The following is a 23,983-nucleotide window of genomic DNA, read 5'->3' as shown; positions in this document are numbered from 1 at the left end:
GCTTACTTAAGAATTCTAGCTGTGGATTGGAGCAAATGGCGAAGACTCCTTGAAAATGCGAGCATTTTCTGCGTGCGATGTATCGCTGCCGTAGCCTTCCTTGTCCTACGAGGGAGTAGCGACAATCTTGAGACCCCTCAAGCGTTGTGAGGAGGCTCAAGGTCGCCCATAGGATAAGCGCAGCCATTTGCGGAAAGGAACACCGGAGGCTAACCTCAATATTTAGCATTAAAAGACCGGGCGGTTTTGCCCGGTTTTTTTGATTTTTCTCACCTATTGCAATGCCAATTAATTAAAAACATCTATTTATGGTATTCACCTTTTGGTTCTTGTTCAAAGAAAAAGTTGTCAAGCTGTTCTTCTTCCTGGTGGTTGAGGGAAGAGCTGTAGTAAGGGTTATCATCCTTCTGCTTTTCATCTAGGTTCGTTTTTATCACTAGTGAAGGAGAAGTAGATGGACTTGCATACACTTTTTTGTAATGTTGTTCTTTATTCATCATGTACACCTCCTAAAGTATATCCTCTGCCGGTGTGAGAAAATTATGTAGGAGTTCAGATTGAAATTCTTTTCCAAACATAAAAGGAAAAGATACTATCCAAACTAAAAAGGAACTGTATGAAAAAGGGAGGCAATTAGATGACAAACAAAAATGATAATAGAGAACGTAAAAATAAATATCCTAATAACCCGCACAGAGAAGAAACGGCGAAAGAACTGGCAAGTATCCAAATGGACTCAACTCCTGAAGAAAATGCAAAATACGGTTCGAAATCTCATAAAAATTAACAAATGAAAACAACGCAGGAGATCTGCGTTGTTTTCGACTGTTAACAAACCCTCATATTATTATTTGTGACATTAATCGTTGCTCTCCATTCCAGGCGTTTCGCTTTCCTAATCCTGAATATTGATTTGCTTACTATTTTTCTTTGGAATACGAATCTGTAAGAGACCGTCCCGGTAATTCGCCTGTAAAGCATGCAATTTCACGTAAGCGGGGACAGGGATTGTTCGTTTGGACTGTTTCATTGAATAGCTACTGCTTACAAATTGGACACTATCATCTATCGTTTCCAGTTGTTCTTCATTTTTCACTCCGATTGTTAAAGACCTGTCAAAGGTTTCAATACTGATCTGTTCCTTTTTAATACCTGGTAGTTTGCAAATAACTATAAACTCTCCGGAGGTTTCCTTTGTTTCCAACGGAAGAGAAGTATTTTCAAACGCATTTCCGAAAAAATCATCCATTTGATGTAGCAGCCCTTTAATGGGGGAACTACTGAAAAAAGCATCAATGGACGACATTATGTTGTTTGGGGAGGTTCTTTTTTGTGGAAGGTTATCCTGTTCGTCTTTCATGGAATTGCTCCTTTCTTGCTCTTTATCATTACTATATTGAATTTGTTTCATATGGGTTCCAATATTAATGCGGAAGGAAACGACAAAATTTTCATGGTAAGCGCGTACAATTTATGATACTTTTGGAATTAAGAAGTTTAAAGAAGGAAGTTTTTTATGCAGTTATTAAAGAATACATATTTTTTAAAAGTACTGAAGGTTGTTTTTCCACTGACAATCTTGATTATTTTATATATAGAAGGAAAAAAACAGATTCAAACCATCAATCTTGCTCTTGTGCTTGGAAAAGTTCAGGATATTGGATTTTTCTCCTTTGCATGGCTGGTTCTTTTGGGTGTGGTAGCTGTTTCTTCCATGATTATTTATGATATGTTCGTCGTCAGGAGATTGAAATTGAAGGTACCAGCAAGAAAACTGGCTGTTTACGGGTTTTCATCGAATTCCTTTGCTAATTTCATGGGGTTTGGCGGTTTTGCAGGGGTAGGACTAAGAACCATGTACTATCGGAAATATGTGAAAAATATCCCTGGACTTTTGAAAAGTGTAACGATTATTCTACCCTATATGCTTTGTGGTTTGTCTGTATTTGCGTGGTGGATAATAGCATATGAATGGTCACGGCCCACGTTGCTGTTGGATTATCCCATTTTAAAATTGCCTCTTCTTATTATGAGTGGATACCTGTTTTTCATTGTATCGGCAAGTCATTTCACCAAAAGCCTGCCGTTAAAACAACAATTTAAGCTGATTGGAGTTTCCATTTTAGAATGGGTTCTCGCGGGTGTAGTATTCTGGCAGACCTCAGCTATGTTAAATGTCGACGTTCCGGTTGTAGTTATCTTCATGCTGTTTTTTATGGCTGCCATTGCAGGTGTATTAAGCACAGTACCTGGTGGTGTAGGGGCATTTGATTTTGTCATTCTTGTCGGATTCGCTTCATTTGGTGTATATGAGGAGAAACTTGTGGCGTTGTTGCTCCTGTATCGTCTTGTGTATTATGTAGTACCTTTTCTTATCAGTAATGTTTTTTTCTTGTACTTTATGTTCAAAGAGAAAGCATGGAAGTCTCTACTGCCAGATAAAAAGACCTGGTCACAACTGTGTCATAGAATCCTTTCTATCTGGGTACTCATTGTGGGTGTACTGTTAGTGCTATTTCCGGTTATTCCTGTAATTGTCCGTAAAATAAGCATAGCGAATGATTTCCTATCCATGGAAATGATGCAGATTTCCCATCAGTTTTCCATCACAATAGGTATCACTTTACTTGTTTTAGCAAGAGCGATTGAAGATAGGGTGAAAAGAGCGTATTATTTTACATTTTTCATTCTTGCTATCGGAATTCTAGTTAGTTTTTCGAAAGGTTTCCATTTTTGGGAAGCTGTTCTTTTACTTGTCGCGATGTTTCTATTGTATTTTTCCAGGAAACTATTTTATCGACATAGCAGTCAATATACCTTTATCAAAGTACTTATTGATGGTGTGATTCTATTAGGCATCGCATTGATTTATGTAATTGTGGGAACTCTACAGATTTCCTATATCCAAAAAATTGTACCAAAAAAATTGCAGGACATATTCTCTCTTGATACCCAATCGTTGTGGCAAGACGTTGGGGTAGGTATGTTGTTGGCATTCGTGCTTTTGTTTTTCGGGTTGTTTTTCAAAAGGTGGAAGGGGTCAGCTTCTTTGTTTAAGGCTGTTTCTAAAGTTGATAAGAAGACTCCAAGGCCACTCTTTCACAATAAAGCCATATATGTCTACTCCACCGATCAAGGGAAGATCTATTATCAGAAATGGATGGATAATCTTGTTGTAATGGAAAGAATAGAGGTAAATAGGGATTTACATGCGCAGAGTGTTTTTCTGTGTCAGAAGTTTGAAAATGAGATGGATAGATATGGATTTATCGTCATTGTTCCTAGTATCAAGAACGAAGAAATAGCATCATTTTATGAAGCGGGTTTTCAGATTATCAAAGAGGACGTAACAGTCTATGCTTTATCGAATAGTGTTCCGCAAATTGTCGCAAAAACCAATATAAAATGGTTGAATCGTGTCGTGAATAAAATGTCCTGAAGACTGCTTTTTCAATGTATATGTGTTATAATTATATGGAAGAGATTGTATGACGAGGATGCTTTTTTTATTTTTTTATTATTTTTTCCTCGTAAATTGGAATACTAAGAGTATATTAGTGAGGATAAATTGCGCCCCACCTCAACAGATAGGAGAGTGGTACTATGGCTTTTGGAAGAAGAGAAGTAGAAGAAATCGTAACCGAGGAAACGAAAGTTTGGGTTTGTGAGGCAGAGGATTGCAATGGTTGGATGAGAGACAATTTCAAGAACAGCGAGATTGAAGTCCCAACATGTCCGCTTTGCCATAGCAGTATGACACAATCCACCAAAGTGCTAGCAGTCATCAATAACTACAGTCAAAATCAGAAAATGTAAATACATTTCAAACAGGAAAACCAAGCATGCTTCTGTGCTTGGTTTTCCTGTTTTTTAGTCGTATTATTTGTCCACATTCCCCATAATCCAATAAACGCCTCTTTACGAACCGAACGCTTATTCGCTAAAATAGAACTAGACAATGAGGTGAGCGTATGAAATGGAGAAAAACGATTTATGAAGTTATTGACTGGATGAAAAGAGAAGAGTCGATAGCAAAAAATATTGTACATTGGGAAACGGTCCCGCCTAAAGAAGCGCAGTCCGTTTCGTTCCCGCGAGAGATAGACCAGAGGTTGTTACATTCATTGACCAAGAGAGGGATTTCCTCTTTATACACACACCAGGCAACTGCTTTTGATGCAGCCATACATAAAAGGCACTTTGTAGCAGTCACACCGACTGCATCTGGAAAAACGTTGTGCTACAATCTGCCCGTCCTTCAAAAAATCGTGAAGAACAATGATGCTCGTGCACTTTATCTTTTTCCCACGAAAGCACTTGCACAAGACCAGAAGAGTGAATTGAACGAAATCATCACACAGATGGGCGTTCCAATCAACAGCTATACGTATGATGGAGATACAGCACCAACTATCAGACAAAAGGTGAGAAAAGCAGGGCATGTCGTTATCACAAATCCCGATATGTTACATTCCGCCATTCTGCCACATCACACAAAATGGGTTTCCCTCTTTGAGAACCTGGAATATATTGTGATTGATGAACTGCACACCTACAGGGGAGTCTTTGGAAGCCATGTTGCAAATGTTATCAGGAGATTGAAGCGGATCTGCAATTTTTATGGTAGCAACCCCACCTTTATATGTACCTCTGCCACGATAGCGAATCCAAAGGAATTGGCAGAAAAGCTTACAGGAGAAAGCTTTGAACTGATTAACAATAATGGGGCACCATCGAGCAAGAAGCATATTGTTTTCTATAATCCGCCAATCGTCAATAAGCCACTCAACATTAGAAGGAGTGCCACATTGGAAGTAAGAAAGCTAGCCGCCGAGTTTCTTCAGGAAAAAATTCAGACCATTGTGTTCGCCAAGAGCAGAGTCAGAGTGGAAATCTTATTGACCTATCTGAAAGAGCTTGTGAAGGATCAACTTGGGGAAAAGTCCATTCAAGGATATCGTGGGGGATATTTGCCCACACAGCGTAGAGCGATTGAAAAGGGTTTAAGGAATGGAGAGATCTATGGTGTCATCAGCACAAATGCTCTTGAGCTTGGTGTCGATATAGGGCAGCTGCAAGTATGTATTATGACCGGCTATCCGGGAACGATTGCAAGTGCATGGCAGCAGGCGGGACGTGCAGGAAGAAGGCAAGGGGAGGCTGTCATTGTAATGGTTGCGAGCTCCAATCCTCTTGATCAGTATGTCATCCAGCATCCTGAATTTTTTCTGAAGAGCAATCCTGAATCAGCGAGAATAAACCCGAACAATCTCGTTATCCTTGTTGACCACATTAAATGTGCCGCCTATGAGTTACCATTTAAAAAAGGTGATACCTTCGATGGCGTGGAGCTGGAAGATATTCTTGACTATTTGACGGAAGAGAGGGTCCTCCATGAAAACAACGGGAAGTGGCATTGGATGAATGATGCCTTTCCGGCACATAACATCAGTCTGCGTTCAGCTTCCCAGGAAAATGTCATTATTGTGGATCAATCCTCGGAACCAGCTAACAAGGTGATTGGCGAAATGGACCGTTTCAGCTCGATGACACTGCTTCATGATGAGGCCATTTATCTCCATCAAGGGATACAATATCAAGTGGAAAAGCTGGATTGGGAAGAAAAGAAGGCGTTTGTAAGAGAAGTGAATGTCGACTACTTTACCGATGCAAATCTTGCCGTTTCCTTGGACGTTCTGGAGGTGGACAAGCAGATGGACTATACAGCAGGAACCATATCTTTCGGAGATGTTTCTGTCAGGGCGATGGCTACCATATTCAAGAAAATCAAATTTGAGACGCATGAAAATATCGGTTCCGGGCCGATTTACCTGCCTGAAGAAGAGCTACAGACCAGTGCCACATGGATAACGTTGGAGGAGGGAATTACCCAAAGCCTAAAGGGTGATGATTTAGAAAAAAGTTTGTTAGGTATCGCTCATGCCATGAAACATGTAGCTCCTTTATTGTTGATGTGCGAACCGATGGACGTGCAGGTTGTTCCACAAGTCAAGTCCACCTATGATGAAAAGCCTGTGATATATTTTTATGACCGCTATCCTGGTGGGATAGGTCTAAGCGAAAAAGTATTTTCTCATATAAATGAATTGTTAAGCAGAGCAAGCGAACTGATCGGCAGCTGTCCATGTCGCTCTGGATGTCCCTCATGTATAGGTGCAGACTATCCGGACGAAGATTCCAAGCAGTTGTCACTATCACTTCTTCGACGGCTTGTGTAAAGCGGGGTAAATAGAATGAGCATGAAGAATAAACTTAAAAGGATGAAGAAACATCTACAATCTGATACTTCCAAATCAGCTGAGAGAGAAGTGGAACAATCGAAAAAGGCTTCCGCTTCCAGTCAGATCGAAATACCAAATATGAAAGAGTGGGAATCGTATGGTGCTAAGCCGTACTATGCCAATAATGAGTATTGCCTGATACGGGAAGTGGAGTATGATCTGGACTATTGGCATGGAAAGTACAAGTTGGGTGACCTTTTGCCAGTAATGAAAGAGTGGCAGACATCTGATGTAGAGCATCCGTTATCTGCAAAAGGGCATCATGCTTCAGACTTGTTCTTTTTTGATACAGAAACTACCGGGTTAAGTGGAGGGACGGGAACCACCATATTCCTACTTGGTTATGCCAGGGTTTTAGAGGATAAAGTGGTGGTAAGGCAACATCTGCTACCGGGACCGGGTAACGAAGTGGCGCTTTATCAGAGCTTTTTGGAAGCGGTAGATTATACTACACTTGTCACATATAATGGAAAAGCATTTGATTGGCCACAGGTGAGAACTCGTCACACGTTAATAAGAGAGCATGTACCGAAGCTTCCCTCCTTTGGCCACTATGACCTTCTGCATGCTTCAAGAAGGCTCTGGAAAAACAAAATGGAATCTGTAAGACTTGCAAATGTTGAAAAAGAAATCCTTGGTATTCAACGTAAAGATGACATACCAGGATTTTTGGCTCCAATGATTTATTTTGATTTTGTGAAAACACATGAAATGCAGGGAATCAAAGGAGTCCTTAAACACAATGAATGGGATGTGCTCACCCTTATTACCTTGTATGCCCATTTATCAAAGCTCCTTTTGGTGAAAAACAAGGAAAGAAACAAAGAGGAAGAGTATGAAGTAGGACGCTGGTATGATGCCTTGGGAGAAAAGGAAGCTGCAGCTACGATATATAAGAACATTGCCGATACTTCATGGGAGGCAACCTTTAAATTGGGGATGCTGAAGAAACAGGAGAAAAATTATGAGGAAGCAAAAATGCTGTTTCTCCAATGCTTTCAACATGAAGAAAACCCACATAAGGAAGAAGCTGGGATAGAGTTGGCGAAAATACTAGAGCACAAGGAAAAAGACTTGCCGCTTGCCCTATTTTATACGGAAAAGTCCATGGACTGGTGTAATCAAAAAAATACAGGTTTATTAAAAAACAAGCCTTCGGTTTTATCTGATCTTGAGAAAAGATTGAAACGATTGCAAAGAAAATTAAATAATTGAAATTTATTTCAAAATTTTCTTCAATTTTTGTAAAACATATATTGTCAACGTGCTTTTTACCATGTAAAATTAACAATTGTGAATGACAAAACTACTAATAGAAATATGGGAGAGAGAGCACGTTGTCTAGATTTATTTTATGCTTGTTTTTTGTTGTTATCGGCCTTACGTTATTTGGACTTTCCAATTTAAAGGATAATATCTACACGATTTTACTATAAAAATGGTAGGCAGCTGTATATATATTGTGAAAATAGGTGTTTGTATTAGTACATGTACCTCACTTCTTTCATAGTTTGTTAATGTAAAGAGAAAACAAATTGAAAGGAGAACAAAAGTATGTACAACTGTAGACCTAATATGATGGCACCAATCGTTCACCCTACTAAATGTTGTGTTAAAAACCTGTTTTCTACTACTGAGGTTCCTCACATTCATCCTTCACACACAACATATGTAAACAACCAACAGTTCCAACACAAACATTATTTCCCGCACTCAGATTCCATGGTGGATTCTGTGTCGCACCAACACTTCAACTGTGGCCCTGGTGGCCCTGGTATGGGTGGTCAAGGTCAAGTAATGGGAGCACAAACCGGCCCTGGATACGGATACGGACAAATGGGAATGCCTGGTCAAGTTATGGGAGCACAACAAGGTCCTGGATACGGACAAATGGGTGCTGGATACGGACAAATGGGCCCTGGCGGAATGCCTGGTCAATGTAAGCCTCATGGTTATGGAAGATAAGCGAGTTTTGCTTGAATAATTGATAGAAAAAGAACTGGCTATGTCAGTTCTTTTTCCTTTACATAAATGAGGGGCTTCAGCATTTCACTGGTGTCTAGTTCCGCCGGCTTGGCCCTCGAGGTCATAAGTCGTTTTTCTACAGAGGTCAAAAGAGCGACCTCTTCCGAAACCCGTCTTATGCTTGTCGGGCCAGAACGAGCCGGCTCCACTTTTCTCATAAAGCTTGCGCTTTTTTCCCTTTCTATTTATTATTTTAAGTAGAGGTGCTTATGAAAGTATTAGTAATAACCGGGTATAAACCACAAGAACTTCAAATATTTAAAAAAGATGATCCAGCTATCGGTTTTATCAAAAAGGCCATTCAGAAACGGCTCACTGCTTTACTGGAAGAGAACAATGGGTTAGAATGGATTGTCATCAGCGGACAGCTGGGAGTGGAGCTTTGGGCAGCGGAAGTGGTATATGATCTGCAGCTGACATATCCAGATCTCAAATTGGCTGTCTTCACCCCATTTCTCGAGCAGGAAGAAAAATGGAGTGAGCAAAATAAGGAGTATTATGAGCTTATTTTGTCACAAGCTAATCATATTGACTCCATTACAAAAAAGAAATATGAATCTCCTCTGCAGCTACGATTAAAAAATCAGTTCATCGTGGATAAGTCAGACGGTTTATTAGTAGTGTACGACGAAGAGGGTCCTGGTAGCCCACAATATATTATTGAGATGGCACGGAAAAAATCGGTTAGTACAGAATACCCCATATATATGATTGACAGCTATGAATTACAGCTAGTAGTGGAAGAAGAACAGTTTAACGATCCGCAGAATTGGTAATGTGATAAGAGTAACTAATTTTCATTAGAAATAGAAATTGACAAGTGACCCATGAATTGAAAAAAATACGATATAATGGGCACTCACATAGAGGTGAGGGACTTATGCTATCAGATAAAATTAAATTAACGTCAAAAGAGATCCTGGAAAAAGAGTTCAAATCAGGGATGAGAGGCTACAAAGCGGAAGATGTGGACAAGTTTTTAGATGTTGTTATCAAGGACTATGAAACGTTTTACCAAGAATATGACTTGTTGCTTCAAGAAAACGCGAGACTCAAGAGGCAGGTTGAAGAAGCAGGCAAGAAGCCTCAGCCAACCAATACAAACAGTGGATCTACCAACTTTGATATACTAAGAAGGCTTTCAAACTTGGAGAAACATGTTTTCGGAAGTAAATTATACGACTGACAGTAATTTACAGTTGCATTCTTCGTTAAATTTTACTATACTATATCTTGCTGACATCAATAGTGATTGGGTAACCGCTACAGTTTCGACTGTAGAGGAAAGTCCATGCTCGCACAGGCTGAGATGCTTGTAGTGTTCGTGCCTAGCGAAAAAATAAGCTAGGGTAGCTTGGTTTTCGGACGAAGCTAACGGCAGGGAACGCACCTAAGTCTTTTAGATATGGTGTTAATACCTTGAAAGTGCCACAGTGACGTAGTCTTACAAGAAATTGTAAGAGTGGAACGAGGTAAACCCCTCGAGCGAGAAACCCAAATAATGGTAGGGGCACCTTCTCTAAGGAACTAAACGATGAGAGGGACAGAAACTTTAAGTTTCTGTAGACAGATGGTTACCACCTGCGTACAAGGAGCGATCCGTTTGCAGTACAAGGGAACAGAACATGGCTTACAGATCACTATTGATTGAATGTCGCATCCAACTATGACTATGTATCATAAGCTCTCCTGTTGCCAGGAGAGCTTTATTTGATAGGTAGTATATTTTAATTTTAAAACTCAAGATGTGGAAATAATACATATTAGAAATTGAATTTCAGTTAGGGTGGATCATAAATGAAGAACTACACATTGATTGCAACAGCAGCAATGGGCCTAGAATCCCTTGTTGCTAAAGAAGTAAGAGATCTCGGGTATGAATGTACGGTTGATAATGGAAAAGTTATTTTTCAAGGGGATGCCATGGCGATTTGCCGTGCAAACCTTTGGTTACGTACAGCAGACCGGATTAAAGTGGTCGTTGGAGAATTCAGGGCTACAACTTTTGAGGAACTTTTTGAGAAGACAAAGGCACTTCCGTGGGGAGACTATCTTCCTGAAGATGCGGAATTTCCGGTTATAGGAAAGTCTGTAAAATCAAAGCTTTTTAGTGTTCCGGATTGCCAGGCCATTGTAAAAAAAGCAGTAGTAGAGAAAATTAAAGCACATTACAATATCCAGTCAGCCTGGTTGGATGAAAAAGGGGCCGTTTACAAAATAGAAGTGGCCCTATTAAAAGATGTTGCTCAAATAACCATTGACGCTTCAGGTATTGGATTGCATAAACGTGGCTATCGAGCTGACCAAGGGGAAGCTCCGCTTAAGGAAACACTTGCAGCGGCTCTTGTCATGTTGACTAACTGGTATCCTGATAAGCCCTTTATTGATCCATTCTGTGGTTCCGGTACCATCCCGATCGAAGCGGCATTAATTGGACAAAACATTGCACCAGGTTTTAACCGTGACTTTGTGTCTGAAGATTGGCACTGGGTAGGGGAAGACCTATGGAATAAAGCACGTGAAGAGATGGAAGACAAAGCCAATTACGATCAGCCTCTGGATATTGCAGGATATGATATTGATCACCGAATGATTACGATTGCCAAAGAAAATGCGTTTGAGGCAGGTCTTGGAGAATTGATCGATTTTAAACAAATGCAGGTGCGTGATGTCACTTCCAAAAAGGAGTATGGTGTCATAATTGGAAATCCTCCATACGGGGAACGACTTGGGGAAAGACCAGAAGTGGAAAAGATGTATCGTGAAATGGGTAAAGCATTTGCAGAACTGGATACATGGTCTGTGTATATGCTGACTTCCCATGAAGGGTTTGAAAGCTTCTACGGGAAAAAAGCAACCAAAAAACGAAAATTGTTTAACGGCTTTATTAAAACAGATTTGTATCAATACTGGGGAAAGCGTCCACCCAAAAAGGGATAACGACGTTTAATTGGATCAATCACAGGGAATTTACATATGTAAAGGAGTGATTGTGTTGAAAAACCAGAGTAAAGATAAAGAATTGTTAGAGCGAAATGAAAAAGAGAAAGCTTTTAAAGAGAACGAAGAAAAACAGAAAAACCGCGATCAGCTCGTCATGCCTATAGATGAACTTCCGCTCGAGGAAATCAAATATGAAGAAGAGGAAGAGCGTGACAAAAAGGGGTCTAAAGACCGTTCGACGAGTAAAAAGAATTAAGTAAATATTGTAATTCAACTGTACACTATGGATGAATAAAAAAAGGTGAATGGGCATAGAATACTTCTATCAATACTGTTTGGAGGGATTTCTATGCCTTTGCATGTGAATGACTTTATGAGAATCTCCAAAGCATTGGAAAGTAGCTACCAGCGCCTTGCAAGTGAAAACCTACTAGATAATCATGAATGTGTGGAACGAATGAATGCTGCACGTGATGAATATACAAAAGCAATGCTGTACGCCACTTTGCTTGATGATGAGATAATTCATATCACAAAGAATTAAGTGAAAACCTCCTTTTGGGAGGTTTTTTATTTAAAGTAGAGAAAGTATAATATCCGGTTGATTTCCGTTCCAGGCGCTTCGCTTGCCTGCGGGCGGTCCGTGAGCGGGCGTCTGCGCGCCTTCCACTAAACAACTGAGATAAAAATACGGCAAACAGCCTATAATATTCACTTTTAGATAAGTTTTTATGCCCACAGGCAGTGGTACGCAATCTTTCTATCCACTTTCCACCCTTTTAGAGTGATATTTCCACTCCAAATTCCACATTCAATCCTTTCTCTTTCTCATCCCCCCACTCAAATCGTTTTTCTCGTCATCATGGGTACTTATTCCAACCAGTAATAGAGGGTAATCCCCCCATATATGACAACAATCCCCCCATCATCATCATATTCCCCCCATAGATCCCTTTATTCCCCCCACAAAAGAATGGAATTAAACCATAACTCAAGATAATCCCCCCACAAATAAGCGTTTTTCCACCATTACTCTTAACTTAAAAACCTCATCAATCTCCGGTCCAATGCAATCGGCCAATCACAATTCCCTTCCGAGTTTAATCCCCCTCTTCGCCCTTTTGTAAGCTGTTCAACATTTATTGTCTGATAAGTGTATAAAACAAAAACAATCGGAAAGCATAGCCATTTGCGTAGAGGAACAGCGGTGATTAACCAAATAACTAAAGTTTTTTAAGCTATAAAAGGACCAGGCGGTTTTTATTTTGTCACTTATGAATCAGCAGTTGAAAAAATCCTAGTTCTACACTTGACAAACACCTCCAAAATATTAGATAATGACTAGATGCAAATTTTTTCGGAGGTACATACTATGAACAATCGTCTGCCATTTACAATGAACAAAGGAGATTCCTTTTTTGATCGCCTGAACGAATGGATCGGGGATGTGTTTTATGACATCCTACCTGAAGCTGGATTTGAATTGCGTGATGAACAGATTTTTATGGCGTTTCAACTCGAGAGAGCGTTTAAAGAGAAGAAGGTGATTTTCTCGGAGGCCGGGGTTGGAACAGGGAAGACGATGGTGTACCTTTTATACGCAATTTGTTACGCGAGATATATAGGGAAACCTGCCATTATTACCTGTGCCGATGAATCGTTGATAGAACAGCTTGTCAAAAAAGAAGGTGACATTTCAAAACTGTCCAAGATCTTGGACATCACTGTGGATGTTCGTCTGGCCAAGTCTCCTGATCAATATTTATGTTTGAATAAACTAGATTATGCATTGGACAAATTTGATAATGACAACATAGATGAAGTGTATGACGCACTTCCTAAGTTTGTGAACAAACCTGCAGCAATGCAGTCATTTCATGCGTACGGGGATCGAAAAGATTATGCAAACCTGAACGACAAGGAATGGGACATGATCGCATGGGATAGTTTCCAGGACTGTTTCAGTTGTGATAAACGTCATCGTTGCGGACAAACCCTATCACGGGATCATTACCGTAAATCAACAGATCTTATCATCTGTTCCCACGACTTCTACATGGAACATGTGTGGACCTATGAAAAACGTAAGCGTGAAGGACAGCTTCCACTTTTACCTGAGGCTTCAAGTGTGGTGTTTGATGAAGGCCATCTACTTGAGTTTGCTGCCCAAAAAGCTCTGACATATAAAATCAAAAATCATCAAGTGGAAGAAATTCTTACCAGATTATTGGGGAATGATCTGCGTGAAGAGTTTGCCCTACTTGTCGAGGATTCTTTACAAACAAATGATTTATTCTTCGAAACATTGGAGGAAAATCTGACAACTATTGAGGGTTCGGATCGTAAAGATATTAATATAGATACAACACTTGTTAAAACCGCGAAGGACCTTCTTTCCAACATAGAGGAGATAGGCAATCAACTGGTTTTTGAAGGAGAGCTCCATACCGTAGACCATTACCAGCTTCATATCGTGGAGGAATACTTGGACTCCATTGAATTCTTATTGAAGCTTCTCTTATCCAAGGAAGATGTAATAGCCTGGGCTGAGCATGCAAACAAGGACCTGACACTTGTCGTCATGCCGAAAACCGTAGAAGAAGTTTTAAAGAAAAATGTCTTTTCTAAGCGAATACCTTTTATATTCTCCTCTGCAACCTTATCAGACAACGAAAACTTTGGTTACTTGGCGAATTCTTTAGGAATAGGAGATTACTTATCTTTCTCCATCAATTCGCCGTTTGACTACGAGGAAAATATGAAACTTTCTTTAACAGTGGAAGAAGAATTTCAAGTGAAGTACACCAGGACGCTGGAATCGATAGCAAGAAATGGTGGTAGAACGCTTGTATTGTTCTCATCAAAGCAGGACCTGCAAAGGTTCAAGAAGGAGAACGAGAACAATATGGACTATCCATTCCTTTATGAAGGGGAAAAGGAAATCAGCGTATTGGTTTCCGAGTTTCAAAATGATGAAACGGCCGTATTGTGCGCCTACCACTTGTGGGAAGGTTTGGACATCCCGGGGCCTTCATTGTCCAATGTTGTCATCTGGTCTCTGCCTTTTCCGCCGAATGATCCAGTTTTTGCTGCTAAACGGAAAGGGTTGGATAACCCATACATGCAATTGGATGTGCCGTACATGCTGTTGCGTTTACGCCAAGGGATGGGACGACTTATACGTACCACGGAAGATAAAGGGGAGATTACCGTGTATCTTCCGTCAGGATTACAAGCAGATGTTCGTGAGAAACTGGAGGGTGTACTCCCGACCAGCCCAGTGACACTATAAATTCAGTCATGAAAAAGCACCGCAACTTGATTCGGTGCTTTTTCATATGTAAAAAAATCTTGATCTCTAAATATATTGCCAACTAGTGCGAAAATTGTGTATTCTTAACAGTAGCTCTAATAATAATTGGGGGAGATACATATGGTAGATATCAGTACAGTAAAAGAAGAATACTTGAATTATATCAACAAGATGGACAGCTATAACGAAGCACTATCACTCATATTCTGGGATTTAAGAACGGGAGCCCCGAAAAAGGGAGTGGACCGTCGATCGGATGTCATAGGGATGTTGTCCTCGGAAGTTTTCAAGATGTCCACATCTGAGGAAATGGCAAGCTATTTAACGCAGCTATTAAGTGATGAAAATTTTAATGAACTCGATGATATTACAAAGGCATCACTCTTGGAGAGCAAAAAAAATTATGAACGCAACAAAAAGATCCCGGCAAAAGAGTACCAGGAATATGTTGTTCTTTCCACAAAGGCCGAGTCGGTATGGGAAGAGGCAAAAGAACAATCGAACTTCTCCTTACTTCATCCATATTTGGAAAAACTAGTGGATTTCAATAAGAGATTCATTGAATACTGGGGCTACGAAGGAAACAAGTACAATACTTTATTGGATATGTACGAACCGGGAATTACAGTGGAGAAATTGGACGAGGTATTTGCTAAGTTGAAGGAACGTATTGTCCCACTTGTCCAAAATATCGCTAACTCTACCGTCCAACCAAGGGCCAAGGAATTGTTAGTGCATTTCCCAAAAGGTAAACAGCGTGACTTCAGTCTTGAGATCTTAAAGGAATTAGCGTATGATTTCGACTCAGGTCGACTGGATGAAACGGTCCATCCATTTGCGATCGGCCTTAATCCGGGAGATGTACGTGTGACTACAAAATATGATGAAGAGGACTTCCGTACGGCTGTGTTCGGTACCATTCACGAATGTGGCCATGCCTTATATGAGCAGAACATCTCTAAAGATCTACAGGGGACGGGATTATGCTCCGGGACATCAATGGGAATTCATGAGTCTCAATCATTATTTTATGAGAACTTTGTGGGACGTCATGAAAACTTCTGGAAACGCCATTATGAATGTCTTCAACGATATGCAGAAGGGAAGTTTGATGAAATCAGCCTAGAAGAATTCTACTTGGCAATCAACGAATCCAAACCGTCGCTGATCCGGATTGAAGCAGATGAACTGACGTACTCCTTGCACATCATGATACGCTATGAATTGGAGAAAGCCTTATTTAATGATGAACTGGCAGTGAAGGATCTTCCTGCGGCTTGGAATGAAAAATATCAGAGTTATCTTGGTATTACACCACCAAATGATGCGAAAGGTGTACTACAGGATGTTCACTGGTCTGGCGGAAGCTTCGGGTATTTCCCTTCCTATGCACTTGGCTACATGTATGCCGCTCAGTTCAAACAGGCGATGTTGAATGATCTTCCAAACTATGATGAGTTGCTTGCCAACGGTGATCTTGAGCCTGTGAAAGAATGGTTGACAGATAAGGTCCACCAGTATGGAAAGTTGAAGAAACCATTAGAAATTCTAAAAGATGTAACAGGTGATGAATTGAATGTTGATCATCTTATCAACTATCTAGAAGACAAATACAATAGAATTTATCAATTAACATGATGAAAGGGGCCAGGGGTAATCTCTGGTCCTTTTTATTTTAAAGGCTCTTTTCTTAAGGCTCTTTTCTCAAAGATTGTTGCTATTCACTAGTAAAAAGTCGGCTATTGGACTTTCTACAGCTTATCTATTCTAAAATAGGCATGTAGTTTACTCTGTACACCCAGGAAAAGAGCACGACAGTAAGGAATATAACGGTTAGTTGATAATTACGAAAAAGCAACAAAGTTTACGAAAACAGCCTTTCTTAAAGATTGTTGCTATTCACTAGTAAAAAGTCGGCTATTGGACTTTTTATGGCTTATCTACTCTAAAATAGGCATGTAGTTTACCCTGGATACCCGGGAAAAGAGCACGACAGTAAGGAATATTTCTGTTGGTTGATAAATACGAAAAAGCAACAAAGTTTACGAAAACAGCCATTTTAAAAAACAACGATCCTTGTTTTTTCCAGAGAAAAAAGAACCCTCCATCAAGAGGGTCCCAACCAAAATTTATGAAGCTTCTTCCAACTCCATAATAATTTGCATTTTCAATGTATCTTTCAAATAAATGGGAGTATGTAAACGGTGAATAAGGTGAAACTCCTTTTGTTGCTCGCTCAATACATCTGGAGGTGTTATATCCATATTGATGCCACTTCCAGCCACCTTGGATGAAAGAGTTCCTGCAATCATATTGCCAAGCTCACCTGTAAAGGATTGTAGCATTTCTCCTTCTAGTTGCATGCCAAACATCATTTCTCCAATATGCTGAAAAGCATTACGTTCGCCTTGGATGATCAACTGGCCACGAATGTCGCCAGTTAACATGATCAGAACTCCAAATGTAACATTAGTCAGTTTTTCTGTGTACAACCGGGGTTGATCAAAAGTGAACTCCAACGGAATGACAGCTTTGAATGAGTCTATAGTCCTGTTAAAAATTTGCGTTAAGCTCTCTGAAGGGGACATTTGGCACCTCCTTAATTCTTTTGTATAGTACAAATTAATCATACCATACTTTATAATCTATTTTTCAACAAATTTCACTGGTTGATAAAGAGTTTTTTGTTGAACAATAAAGATAAATGCAGTAGGATGTAGTACCTAAAGAGTTTACAGGAGGATCACCATGTTAGATTTACGTTTTGAATTTACAGCCAAGGATGAGTCGACAGTAATATTACGGCCGGTGGAAGAATCAGATGCCGAAGATATAGTAACTGCTGTGGAGAGTATTATTGCTGCGGGTCAATATATTCAAAAGGATGTGCCTCGGACGCCCGAGGAAGAGAAGCTGTTTATCCGTGATATGAAAGCAAAGGAAAATATGTATATTGGCGTAGAGCGGGATGGAAGAGTAGTTGGCATTGCACGTGTCATTCGTGGAGAAATACAAATGAAACGGCATACAGGTCTTTTTCGGACGTGGCTTGCTGAAGAAGCACAAGGACTTGGTATTGGAAAAAAAATCATGGATTATACCGATATGTGGTGCGAGCAACATATAAGAAAACTTTCTTTAACCGTCTTTTCTTCCAACCAGATTGCCTACCAATTATATAAAAAATACGGGTTTCATGAAGAAGGTAACCAAAAAGAACAAGCCTTCATCAATGGGGAATATGTGGATGAACTCTGGATGACAAAGTTCTACAAAAAGTGATTTCCAATAATTTATAGTGATAAAAGGAGTAGTATTCGGTATAATAAAAATGCACAACACAACAACTCCTTTAAAACGAAATGTACCTTCCCGGAAAAATTGGGAAGGTTTTTTTGGTTTTTTTCTCTCATAACTTCTTTCACTTGTATCTATTTGTTTCTTTTTCAACTGTATAATTATATAAAATATGGAAAAAATAACGGTACTAAAACTGATGAGGTGCACAAATCATGCCAAGAATACTGTCTGTTGGAACCTCCATCCCAAAATATTCAATCCAACAGGATACGGTTGTTGAATTTGCCAAGGAGTTATTTGAAGAGTCATTCAAAGATATTAATCGACTTCTTACTGTTTTTCAAAATGGCCAGATAGAAAAGCGGCATTTTACAAGGGATGTAGAATGGTTCAGGGAACCACATACGTTAGAAGAGAAAAATGATATATACATAAAAGAGGCAGTAGTCTATGGTTCGGATGCAATCAATGCATGCTTGCATAACTCTGCAACGCTCTCTCAACCTGTACCTTATGAAGATATCGAAGCTATTTTTTACATTTCCACAACAGGAATGTCCACACCGAGTATTGAGGCGCGGATTATGAATGTCCTTCCCTTCTCTCCATATACGAAAAGAATCCCGATTTGGGGGTTAGGTTGTGCAGGGGGGGCTGCTGGACTTTCCAGAGCGTATGAGTACTGTCTGGCATTCCCGGAAGCTAAGGTTCTAGTATTAAGTGTTGAGCTTTGCAGCCTAACCTTCCAAAAGAATGACCGATCAAAAAGCAATTTGGTGGGAACCTCCCTTTTTGCTGATGGAATTGCCTGTGTCTTGATGGTGGGGGACGAGGTTAAAGTGGAAAGTAAAGGGAGTTACCCAAGAATTTTAGGAAGCCAATCCACCCTAATGAAGGATTCGGAGGATGTGATGGGGTGGGAGGTTAAGAATGAGGGGCTTTACGTTATATTCTCAAGAGACATACCTGTAATTATTACAAACTGGCTAGCACCTAATGTCAGTCGATTCCTAGAAAACCATCGTGTAAGTTTGGAAGACCTAGACCATTTCGTCTTGCACCCTGGGGGAAAAAAGGTTTTAGAAGCATACCAAGAGTGTCTTGGAATAGAGGCAGATAAGCTGGATACATCGTTGCGGGTGCTAAAGGAGTACGGAAATATGTCCTCTGCTACCGTTCTGTATGTCCTGAAAGATATCATGGAAAAGAATCCGACTAAAGGTGACAAGGGAATTGCTGCTGCACTTGGCCCGGGATTCAGCTCTGAATTGCTATTATTGGAATGGGAGTGAAGAAGAATGATTTTCGCTTTGTTCTTTGCCTTTATTATTACACAAAGGGTGGTGGAGCTTGGTATCGCCAGAAGGAATGAACAATGGATATTGTCACAGGGTGCTGTTGAATATGGTAAAGAACATTATAAATATATGGTCAGTTTGCATGTAGCTTTTTTAGCAAGTTTCTTATTGGAAGTGGTAGCACTCGATCGAACGCTAAGTCCCTTTTGGCCGGCCATCCTCATCCTCTTTATTTTGACACAATCCCTCCGAATATGGGCTATACAGTCATTGGGGAAATATTGGAATACAAAGGTTCTAATTTTACCTGATGCATCTATAGTGAAAACTGGCCCATACAAATTTCTTCGCCATCCCAATTATATTATTGTAGTAATGGAAATTATGCTGATACCACTAATGTTTAATGCCTTTATTACAGCCATAGTGTTTACAGCGTTGAATGCCTGGATGTTGAGTGTAAGAATTCCGCTCGAGGAAAGGGGATTATCGGAAATGACAACGAACTACGCCTCCTATATGGAGGGCCGGAACAGATTTTCTCCAACATTTCAGAAAGAATCGGAATGAAAGTCATTGTCAATTAGCCCATAAGCTGATATGATTATGATAATAATTATCACTATCAACGAGGAGGACATACCAAAATGACATTAGTGTTGATTGGTACAACTGTTGTAGCGTATTCCGTATTAATGAAAGTTGTTTTACAGCAAACATGTGAACCTAAACCGATAAAATAATACACAACAGGGATTTCTACACCGGTAACACGTAGAAGTCCCTGTTTTTTTATGCTTCAGCCCATTGCTCAAAGTGATTTCCCTGTAGATAGAAGTGCAGGGTGTGAGACTCCGGCGGGAGGTAGCGGTAGACTTGAGACCCCGCAGGCTTGCCGAGGAGGATCAAGCACCGCCTCGCGGAAAGCGAACACCTGGAACGGAAATCTACAGGAGTTGAAACAAAAAACCTTAGCAGAAAATCCATGCACATGTTTCTCGAAGAAAAATATTTATAAATAAGGCTAGTAAAGTGGGAAAACACTGCAATTTCAAGTAAAATAGACATGGAGTACGTAGAAATGATACACACAACTAAGGGGACAGAAGAAATGGAATCAAACAAACCAAAGCAGCAAATCCAACAGCAAGCACAGCAGACAAGTCTACTACAAACAAAACTGAACTTAATCCTAGAAAAATTACATAATCACGGTGACCATAGAAGTGCGAGAAAAGTCGCCGAACTTCTAAATAAAAACACAACGAAAGAATTGAGTATAGCATTTTGCGGACATTTTTCAGCTGGAAAATCATCCTTTATCAATGAAATACTGGAGGAAGCCATTCTGCCTGCGAGTCCGATACCAACCTCAGCCAATGTCGTCCAGATCAGAAATGGAGAAGAGCTTGCACATGTTCATTTTTTTGAAGGAGAATCTCTGGAAATTCTGCCACCAGTATCATTTGAGCATGTAAAGGCATATTGCAAAAACGGGGACCAAGTGGAATCTGTCGAATACCAATTTCTTTTTGAGAAGCTTCCTAGTGACATGGTTGTGCTGGATACCCCAGGGGTGGATTCCACCGACGATGCCCATCGAATATCCACAGAATCAGCCTTGCATTTGGCGGATGTCATCTTCTATGTGATGGACTATAATCACGTCCAGTCTGAAGTGAACTTAAAGTTTATAAAAGAACTTCAGGACAAGGAAAAGAAGATTTACTTAATTGTGAACCAAATTGATAAGCATCGGGAAGAAGAGATTCCGTTTTCCACATACAACGCAAGAATAAGGGAGTCCTTTGAGGATTGGGGAATTGAGCCGGCAAGCATCTATTTTACAAGCCTGAAAGACTCGAACCATCCCCTAAATGACCTGGCAATCGTCAAAGAGACGATTCATATCCTTAGACAAGATAAACTTGATATTCTGCCTAAGACGATTGAAAAGGCACTCCATAATGTAATGGAGGAACATAAAGAATGGCTTCAGGAACAGAGGGCAGAGGAAATCGAGCGTCATGAACAGATTATTCAATCAACAGAAGACATACCTAAAGATGTAGTTGGAACCTTAAGGGATGTAAAAGCCAAGCTTACATCCATCGAATCTGAAACTGCTCAAATAAAAGAGGAATTTATCAATCAGACAAAGCGGATATTGGAAAACGCCAATATCACACCGTTTGAGATGAGGGAATTAGCAGAGAAGTATCTAGAATCCCAGCAAAAGGGATTTAAAGTGGGACTATTATTCTCTAGTAAAAAAACACAGGAAGAGCGGGAGCAAAGAAGTGCTGCCTTTCGGAATGATTTGGGCGACCGTGTCAAAACACAGATTGAGAAGTTTATTCATGAACATATTTTTTCTTTTTTGAAGGAGCAGAATTTCTATTCACCCGCCATATTTGATAAGGTTCAAGGGATAACGATTCTTATTACCGACGGATTTATATCAGGGCATGTGAAACCGGGTGCAGGATATACGGGGAATGCCGTTTTGCAATATACAAAAGATCTTGCTCATTCCATTAAATTGGAGTACCAGAAACAGGTGCAAAAATTGATGGAAGATTACTTCGAGAAACTCGAGCAACAAATGCAGGAGAATACGAGAGCGCTAAAGGTGGAAGTAGAAAGAATAGAAGCGATACACAATGCCCAAGAAGCCATTACGATTCTCCATATGGAACTCGAGCAGGAATATGAGGTGTTAAATAGCATCCTCTTTAGGAACATAAACACAATAGTGGAAAGTGGTGAAATGGTTGAACTGCTATCTGAGTATCTTCACCGTCCATATAAAAGAGTGCGTGGAGATGAGTTGCCATCCACTTCAAACAAGCTAAAAAATGACATACAGAAACAAGAAGTTATCCAAGATACTATGAAGCAGAATGACCCGACATCTCTTGTAAAAGGGCTTAAGGAGACAGCGTACTCTTTGAATGGGATACATGGTTTCCAAACGATTGTGGATGACCTGAAAAAGAGAGCAGGTAAAATAGAGAACCAAACCTTTACGGTCGCTTTATTCGGAGCTTTCAGTGCAGGGAAGTCATCCCTTGCTAATGCCTTGTTTGGTGAGAAAGTACTGCCTGTTTCACCAAATCCCACAACTGCTTCCATCAATAAGATCTCTCCTATATCGGAGGGGAATCCTCATGGAACGGTATGTATTCAGATGAAGACAGCCGAACAGCTTTTTGAAGATGTAAAGCAAGCTTTGCTGTATTTCGACACTAATTTAATCAATCTTGAAGATGCTGGTCCGACAATCAAGAGTATGATTTCTAAAAATGAACACATTGAACTTGAAGCAAGCAAGAAGACTCACTTTCATTTTTTGAAAGCTTTTCTGACAGGCTGGGAGGATATGAAGTCTCACTTGGGAACGCTTCAAAAGGTGACACTTAATGAATTTGAAGCATATGTCGCTCAGGAGGAAAAATCCTGCTTTGTGGAATGGATTGAAGTATTCTATGATTGTCCATTTACAAAACAAGGGCTAACCTTGGTGGATACACCGGGAGCGGATTCGATCAATGCTAGGCATACAGATGTATCCTTTGATTATATCAAGAATGCAGATGCCATCCTGTTTGTTACCTATTATCAGCATGCCTTTTCAAAAGCGGACCGCGAATTCTTGATTCAACTTGGCAGAGTTAAAGATGCATTTGCCATGGATAAAATGTTTTTCTTGGTGAATGCAGCAGATCTTGCAAATAATGAGGAAGAGCTTGAGTTGGTATGTGATTATGTAAAAGAACAATTGACGACATATGGGATCCGTCATCCAAGACTATATCCTGTATCAAGTCTGCTTGCCCTGAAAGAAAAAGAAGGTCAGCTCTTCCAACATCCATTTTTAAAAAGTTCCTTGATGAGTTATTTTGAAGAAGCATTTTCTGATTTCATTCAGGCGGACCTGGTGGAGATGAGTCTCCATGCAGCGCAATTAGATTTAAACCGAGCGGTCGCTTTATTTAACCATTTTGTCCAGCAAGCAAAGCTTGGGTCGGAGGAAAAGGAAAAATTGCAGCTTTTCCATGCCAACAACAAAGTGACGATAGAAGCACATATCAAAGAATATTCAACGGATAGCTTCTACACGCTACTTGACCAGGAATTAAATGAATTGCTCTACTACGTTAAGCAACGAACATTATTACGTTTTTCTGATTTCTTCAAAGAAAGCTTTAATCCGGCAGTAATCAGAGAGGACGGGAGAAATATGAAAGTGCAGCTGATCAGTTGTCTGCATGAGCTTGTTACTGATATCTCCCACAATCTCTCGCAGGAAGTAAGAGCAACTACAGTTCGGGCTGAGAATTTTATCTGGAAGACGCTGAACTCCTGGCAAAAAGAACTGGAAGCGGAAGCGAAAAAGCTGGAAGGACAGCTTTCCGTACGTTTTCTAGAGGTGGAAGAATTCCAACCGTTTAAAATGAAAAGTACGTTTCCTTCTATCACTTCCAAACTTGAAAAACAAACGGTAGGCTATTACCGCAACGCGAAAGCTTTTTTTGAGAAAAATGAAAAACTGAAAATGGCTCAGTTTTTGGAAGAGGAACTTTCTCCTCTGATGGATAGCTACTTGAAGGGAAGCGGGGATGATCTGACTACTCATTATAAGACTGAATTGGAACATTCATTGGAAGAAGTAAAGAAGTATATCCTTAGACAGCTTCATGATTATTTTGACGGGATGCAGGCAGCACTTGAGCAAGAACAGGACATTCCACAGCTGGAACGGGTTCTGGAATATATTCAACAACATAGTAAATAAGGAG

General features: G+C 40.1%; 20 protein-coding genes and 1 other RNA gene. 18 read left to right on the top strand and 3 right to left on the bottom strand.

Going from position 1 to position 23,983, the window contains the following annotated elements:
* Positions 1-302: 302 nt before the first annotated feature.
* Positions 303-500, bottom strand: a complete 198-nt coding sequence (locus tag AB685_RS02270; protein WP_128755788.1) for a hypothetical protein — start codon at positions 498-500, stop codon at positions 303-305.
* A gap of 137 nt (positions 501-637) precedes the next feature.
* Here AB685_RS02270 and AB685_RS31635 point away from each other — a divergent pair, with 137 nt between their 5' ends.
* Complete coding sequence (locus tag AB685_RS31635; protein WP_198530442.1) at positions 638-787, top strand: hypothetical protein; 150 nt, start codon at positions 638-640, stop codon at positions 785-787.
* 108 nt (positions 788-895) lie between these two features.
* On the opposite strand, the gene AB685_RS02265 is transcribed toward AB685_RS31635, so the two are convergent.
* Entirely contained in the window at positions 896-1,360 is a 465-nt protein-coding gene (locus tag AB685_RS02265; RefSeq protein WP_047968919.1) for an Hsp20/alpha crystallin family protein, read from the bottom strand.
* A 156-nt stretch (positions 1,361-1,516) separates the two neighbouring features.
* Here AB685_RS02265 and AB685_RS02260 point away from each other — a divergent pair, with 156 nt between their 5' ends.
* From AB685_RS02260 to AB685_RS02205, 13 genes are all read left to right on the top strand, one after another.
* The gene (locus tag AB685_RS02260) at positions 1,517-3,439 is read left to right on the top strand and encodes a lysylphosphatidylglycerol synthase domain-containing protein (protein ID WP_047968918.1); all 1,923 of its coding nucleotides are present in this window, start codon (positions 1,517-1,519) and stop codon (positions 3,437-3,439) included.
* Between the two features lie 164 nt (positions 3,440-3,603).
* Positions 3,604-3,816: a cold-inducible protein YdjO-related protein gene (locus AB685_RS02255; RefSeq protein WP_047968917.1), complete on the top strand. Its 213-nt coding sequence runs from the start codon at positions 3,604-3,606 to the stop codon at positions 3,814-3,816.
* Between the two features lie 155 nt (positions 3,817-3,971).
* On the top strand, positions 3,972-6,239 hold the full coding sequence (locus tag AB685_RS02250; RefSeq protein ID WP_047968916.1) for a DEAD/DEAH box helicase: 2,268 nt from the start codon (positions 3,972-3,974) through the stop codon (positions 6,237-6,239).
* 42 nt (positions 6,240-6,281) lie between these two features.
* Positions 6,282-7,517, top strand: coding sequence for a ribonuclease H-like domain-containing protein (locus AB685_RS02245; protein WP_347230858.1), 1,236 nt, complete (start codon positions 6,282-6,284; stop codon positions 7,515-7,517).
* Between the two features lie 339 nt (positions 7,518-7,856).
* The gene (locus tag AB685_RS30085) at positions 7,857-8,267 is read left to right on the top strand and encodes a spore coat protein (RefSeq protein WP_047968914.1); all 411 of its coding nucleotides are present in this window, start codon (positions 7,857-7,859) and stop codon (positions 8,265-8,267) included.
* A gap of 269 nt (positions 8,268-8,536) precedes the next feature.
* Positions 8,537-9,103 (top strand): DUF1273 domain-containing protein, encoded by a 567-nt coding sequence (locus tag AB685_RS02235; RefSeq protein ID WP_047968913.1) that lies wholly within the window; start codon positions 8,537-8,539, stop codon positions 9,101-9,103.
* Positions 9,104-9,207: 104 nt separating this feature from the next.
* Positions 9,208-9,513, top strand: a complete 306-nt coding sequence (gene gpsB, locus AB685_RS02230; protein ID WP_047968912.1) for a cell division regulator GpsB — start codon at positions 9,208-9,210, stop codon at positions 9,511-9,513.
* A 62-nt stretch (positions 9,514-9,575) separates the two neighbouring features.
* An RNA gene (gene rnpB, locus AB685_RS30080) (RNase P RNA component class B) lies at positions 9,576-9,965 on the top strand.
* Positions 9,966-10,124: 159 nt separating this feature from the next.
* Positions 10,125-11,267: a class I SAM-dependent RNA methyltransferase gene (locus tag AB685_RS02225; protein WP_047968911.1), complete on the top strand. Its 1,143-nt coding sequence runs from the start codon at positions 10,125-10,127 to the stop codon at positions 11,265-11,267.
* 52 nt (positions 11,268-11,319) lie between these two features.
* Positions 11,320-11,526 (top strand): hypothetical protein, encoded by a 207-nt coding sequence (locus tag AB685_RS02220; RefSeq protein WP_241773249.1) that lies wholly within the window; start codon positions 11,320-11,322, stop codon positions 11,524-11,526.
* 93 nt (positions 11,527-11,619) lie between these two features.
* Positions 11,620-11,814, top strand: a complete 195-nt coding sequence (locus AB685_RS02215) for a hypothetical protein (protein WP_047968909.1) — start codon at positions 11,620-11,622, stop codon at positions 11,812-11,814.
* Positions 11,815-12,642: 828 nt separating this feature from the next.
* Positions 12,643-14,562, top strand: a complete 1,920-nt coding sequence (locus AB685_RS02210; protein ID WP_047968908.1) for an ATP-dependent DNA helicase — start codon at positions 12,643-12,645, stop codon at positions 14,560-14,562.
* Positions 14,563-14,703: 141 nt separating this feature from the next.
* Positions 14,704-16,221 carry a carboxypeptidase M32 gene (locus AB685_RS02205; RefSeq protein WP_047968907.1) on the top strand — a complete coding sequence of 506 codons (1,518 nt, stop codon included), beginning with the start codon at positions 14,704-14,706 and terminating at the stop codon, positions 16,219-16,221.
* A 491-nt stretch (positions 16,222-16,712) separates the two neighbouring features.
* Here the strand turns inward: AB685_RS02205 and AB685_RS02200 are convergent, their stop codons facing one another.
* The gene (locus AB685_RS02200) at positions 16,713-17,171 is read right to left on the bottom strand and encodes a chemotaxis protein CheX (protein WP_047968906.1); all 459 of its coding nucleotides are present in this window, start codon (positions 17,169-17,171) and stop codon (positions 16,713-16,715) included.
* A gap of 160 nt (positions 17,172-17,331) precedes the next feature.
* On the opposite strand from AB685_RS02200, the gene AB685_RS02195 reads away from it, so the two are divergent.
* The 4 genes from AB685_RS02195 (at position 17,332) to AB685_RS02180 (ending at position 23,979) form a co-directional block, all read left to right on the top strand.
* Positions 17,332-17,865, top strand: coding sequence for a GNAT family protein (locus tag AB685_RS02195; protein ID WP_047968905.1), 534 nt, complete (start codon positions 17,332-17,334; stop codon positions 17,863-17,865).
* A gap of 230 nt (positions 17,866-18,095) precedes the next feature.
* The gene (locus AB685_RS02190) at positions 18,096-19,175 is read left to right on the top strand and encodes a 3-oxoacyl-[acyl-carrier-protein] synthase III C-terminal domain-containing protein (RefSeq protein WP_047968904.1); all 1,080 of its coding nucleotides are present in this window, start codon (positions 18,096-18,098) and stop codon (positions 19,173-19,175) included.
* A 6-nt stretch (positions 19,176-19,181) separates the two neighbouring features.
* Positions 19,182-19,751 (top strand): isoprenylcysteine carboxylmethyltransferase family protein, encoded by a 570-nt coding sequence (locus AB685_RS02185; RefSeq protein WP_047968903.1) that lies wholly within the window; start codon positions 19,182-19,184, stop codon positions 19,749-19,751.
* A 511-nt stretch (positions 19,752-20,262) separates the two neighbouring features.
* Positions 20,263-23,979 carry a dynamin family protein gene (locus AB685_RS02180; RefSeq protein WP_053073698.1) on the top strand — a complete coding sequence of 1,239 codons (3,717 nt, stop codon included), beginning with the start codon at positions 20,263-20,265 and terminating at the stop codon, positions 23,977-23,979.
* Positions 23,980-23,983: the final 4 nt, after the last annotated feature.

The organism is Bacillus sp. LL01 (genome assembly GCF_001037965.1).
Note: the sequence above shows the minus strand (reverse complement) of the source record. Positions and strands in the feature narration are given on the sequence as shown.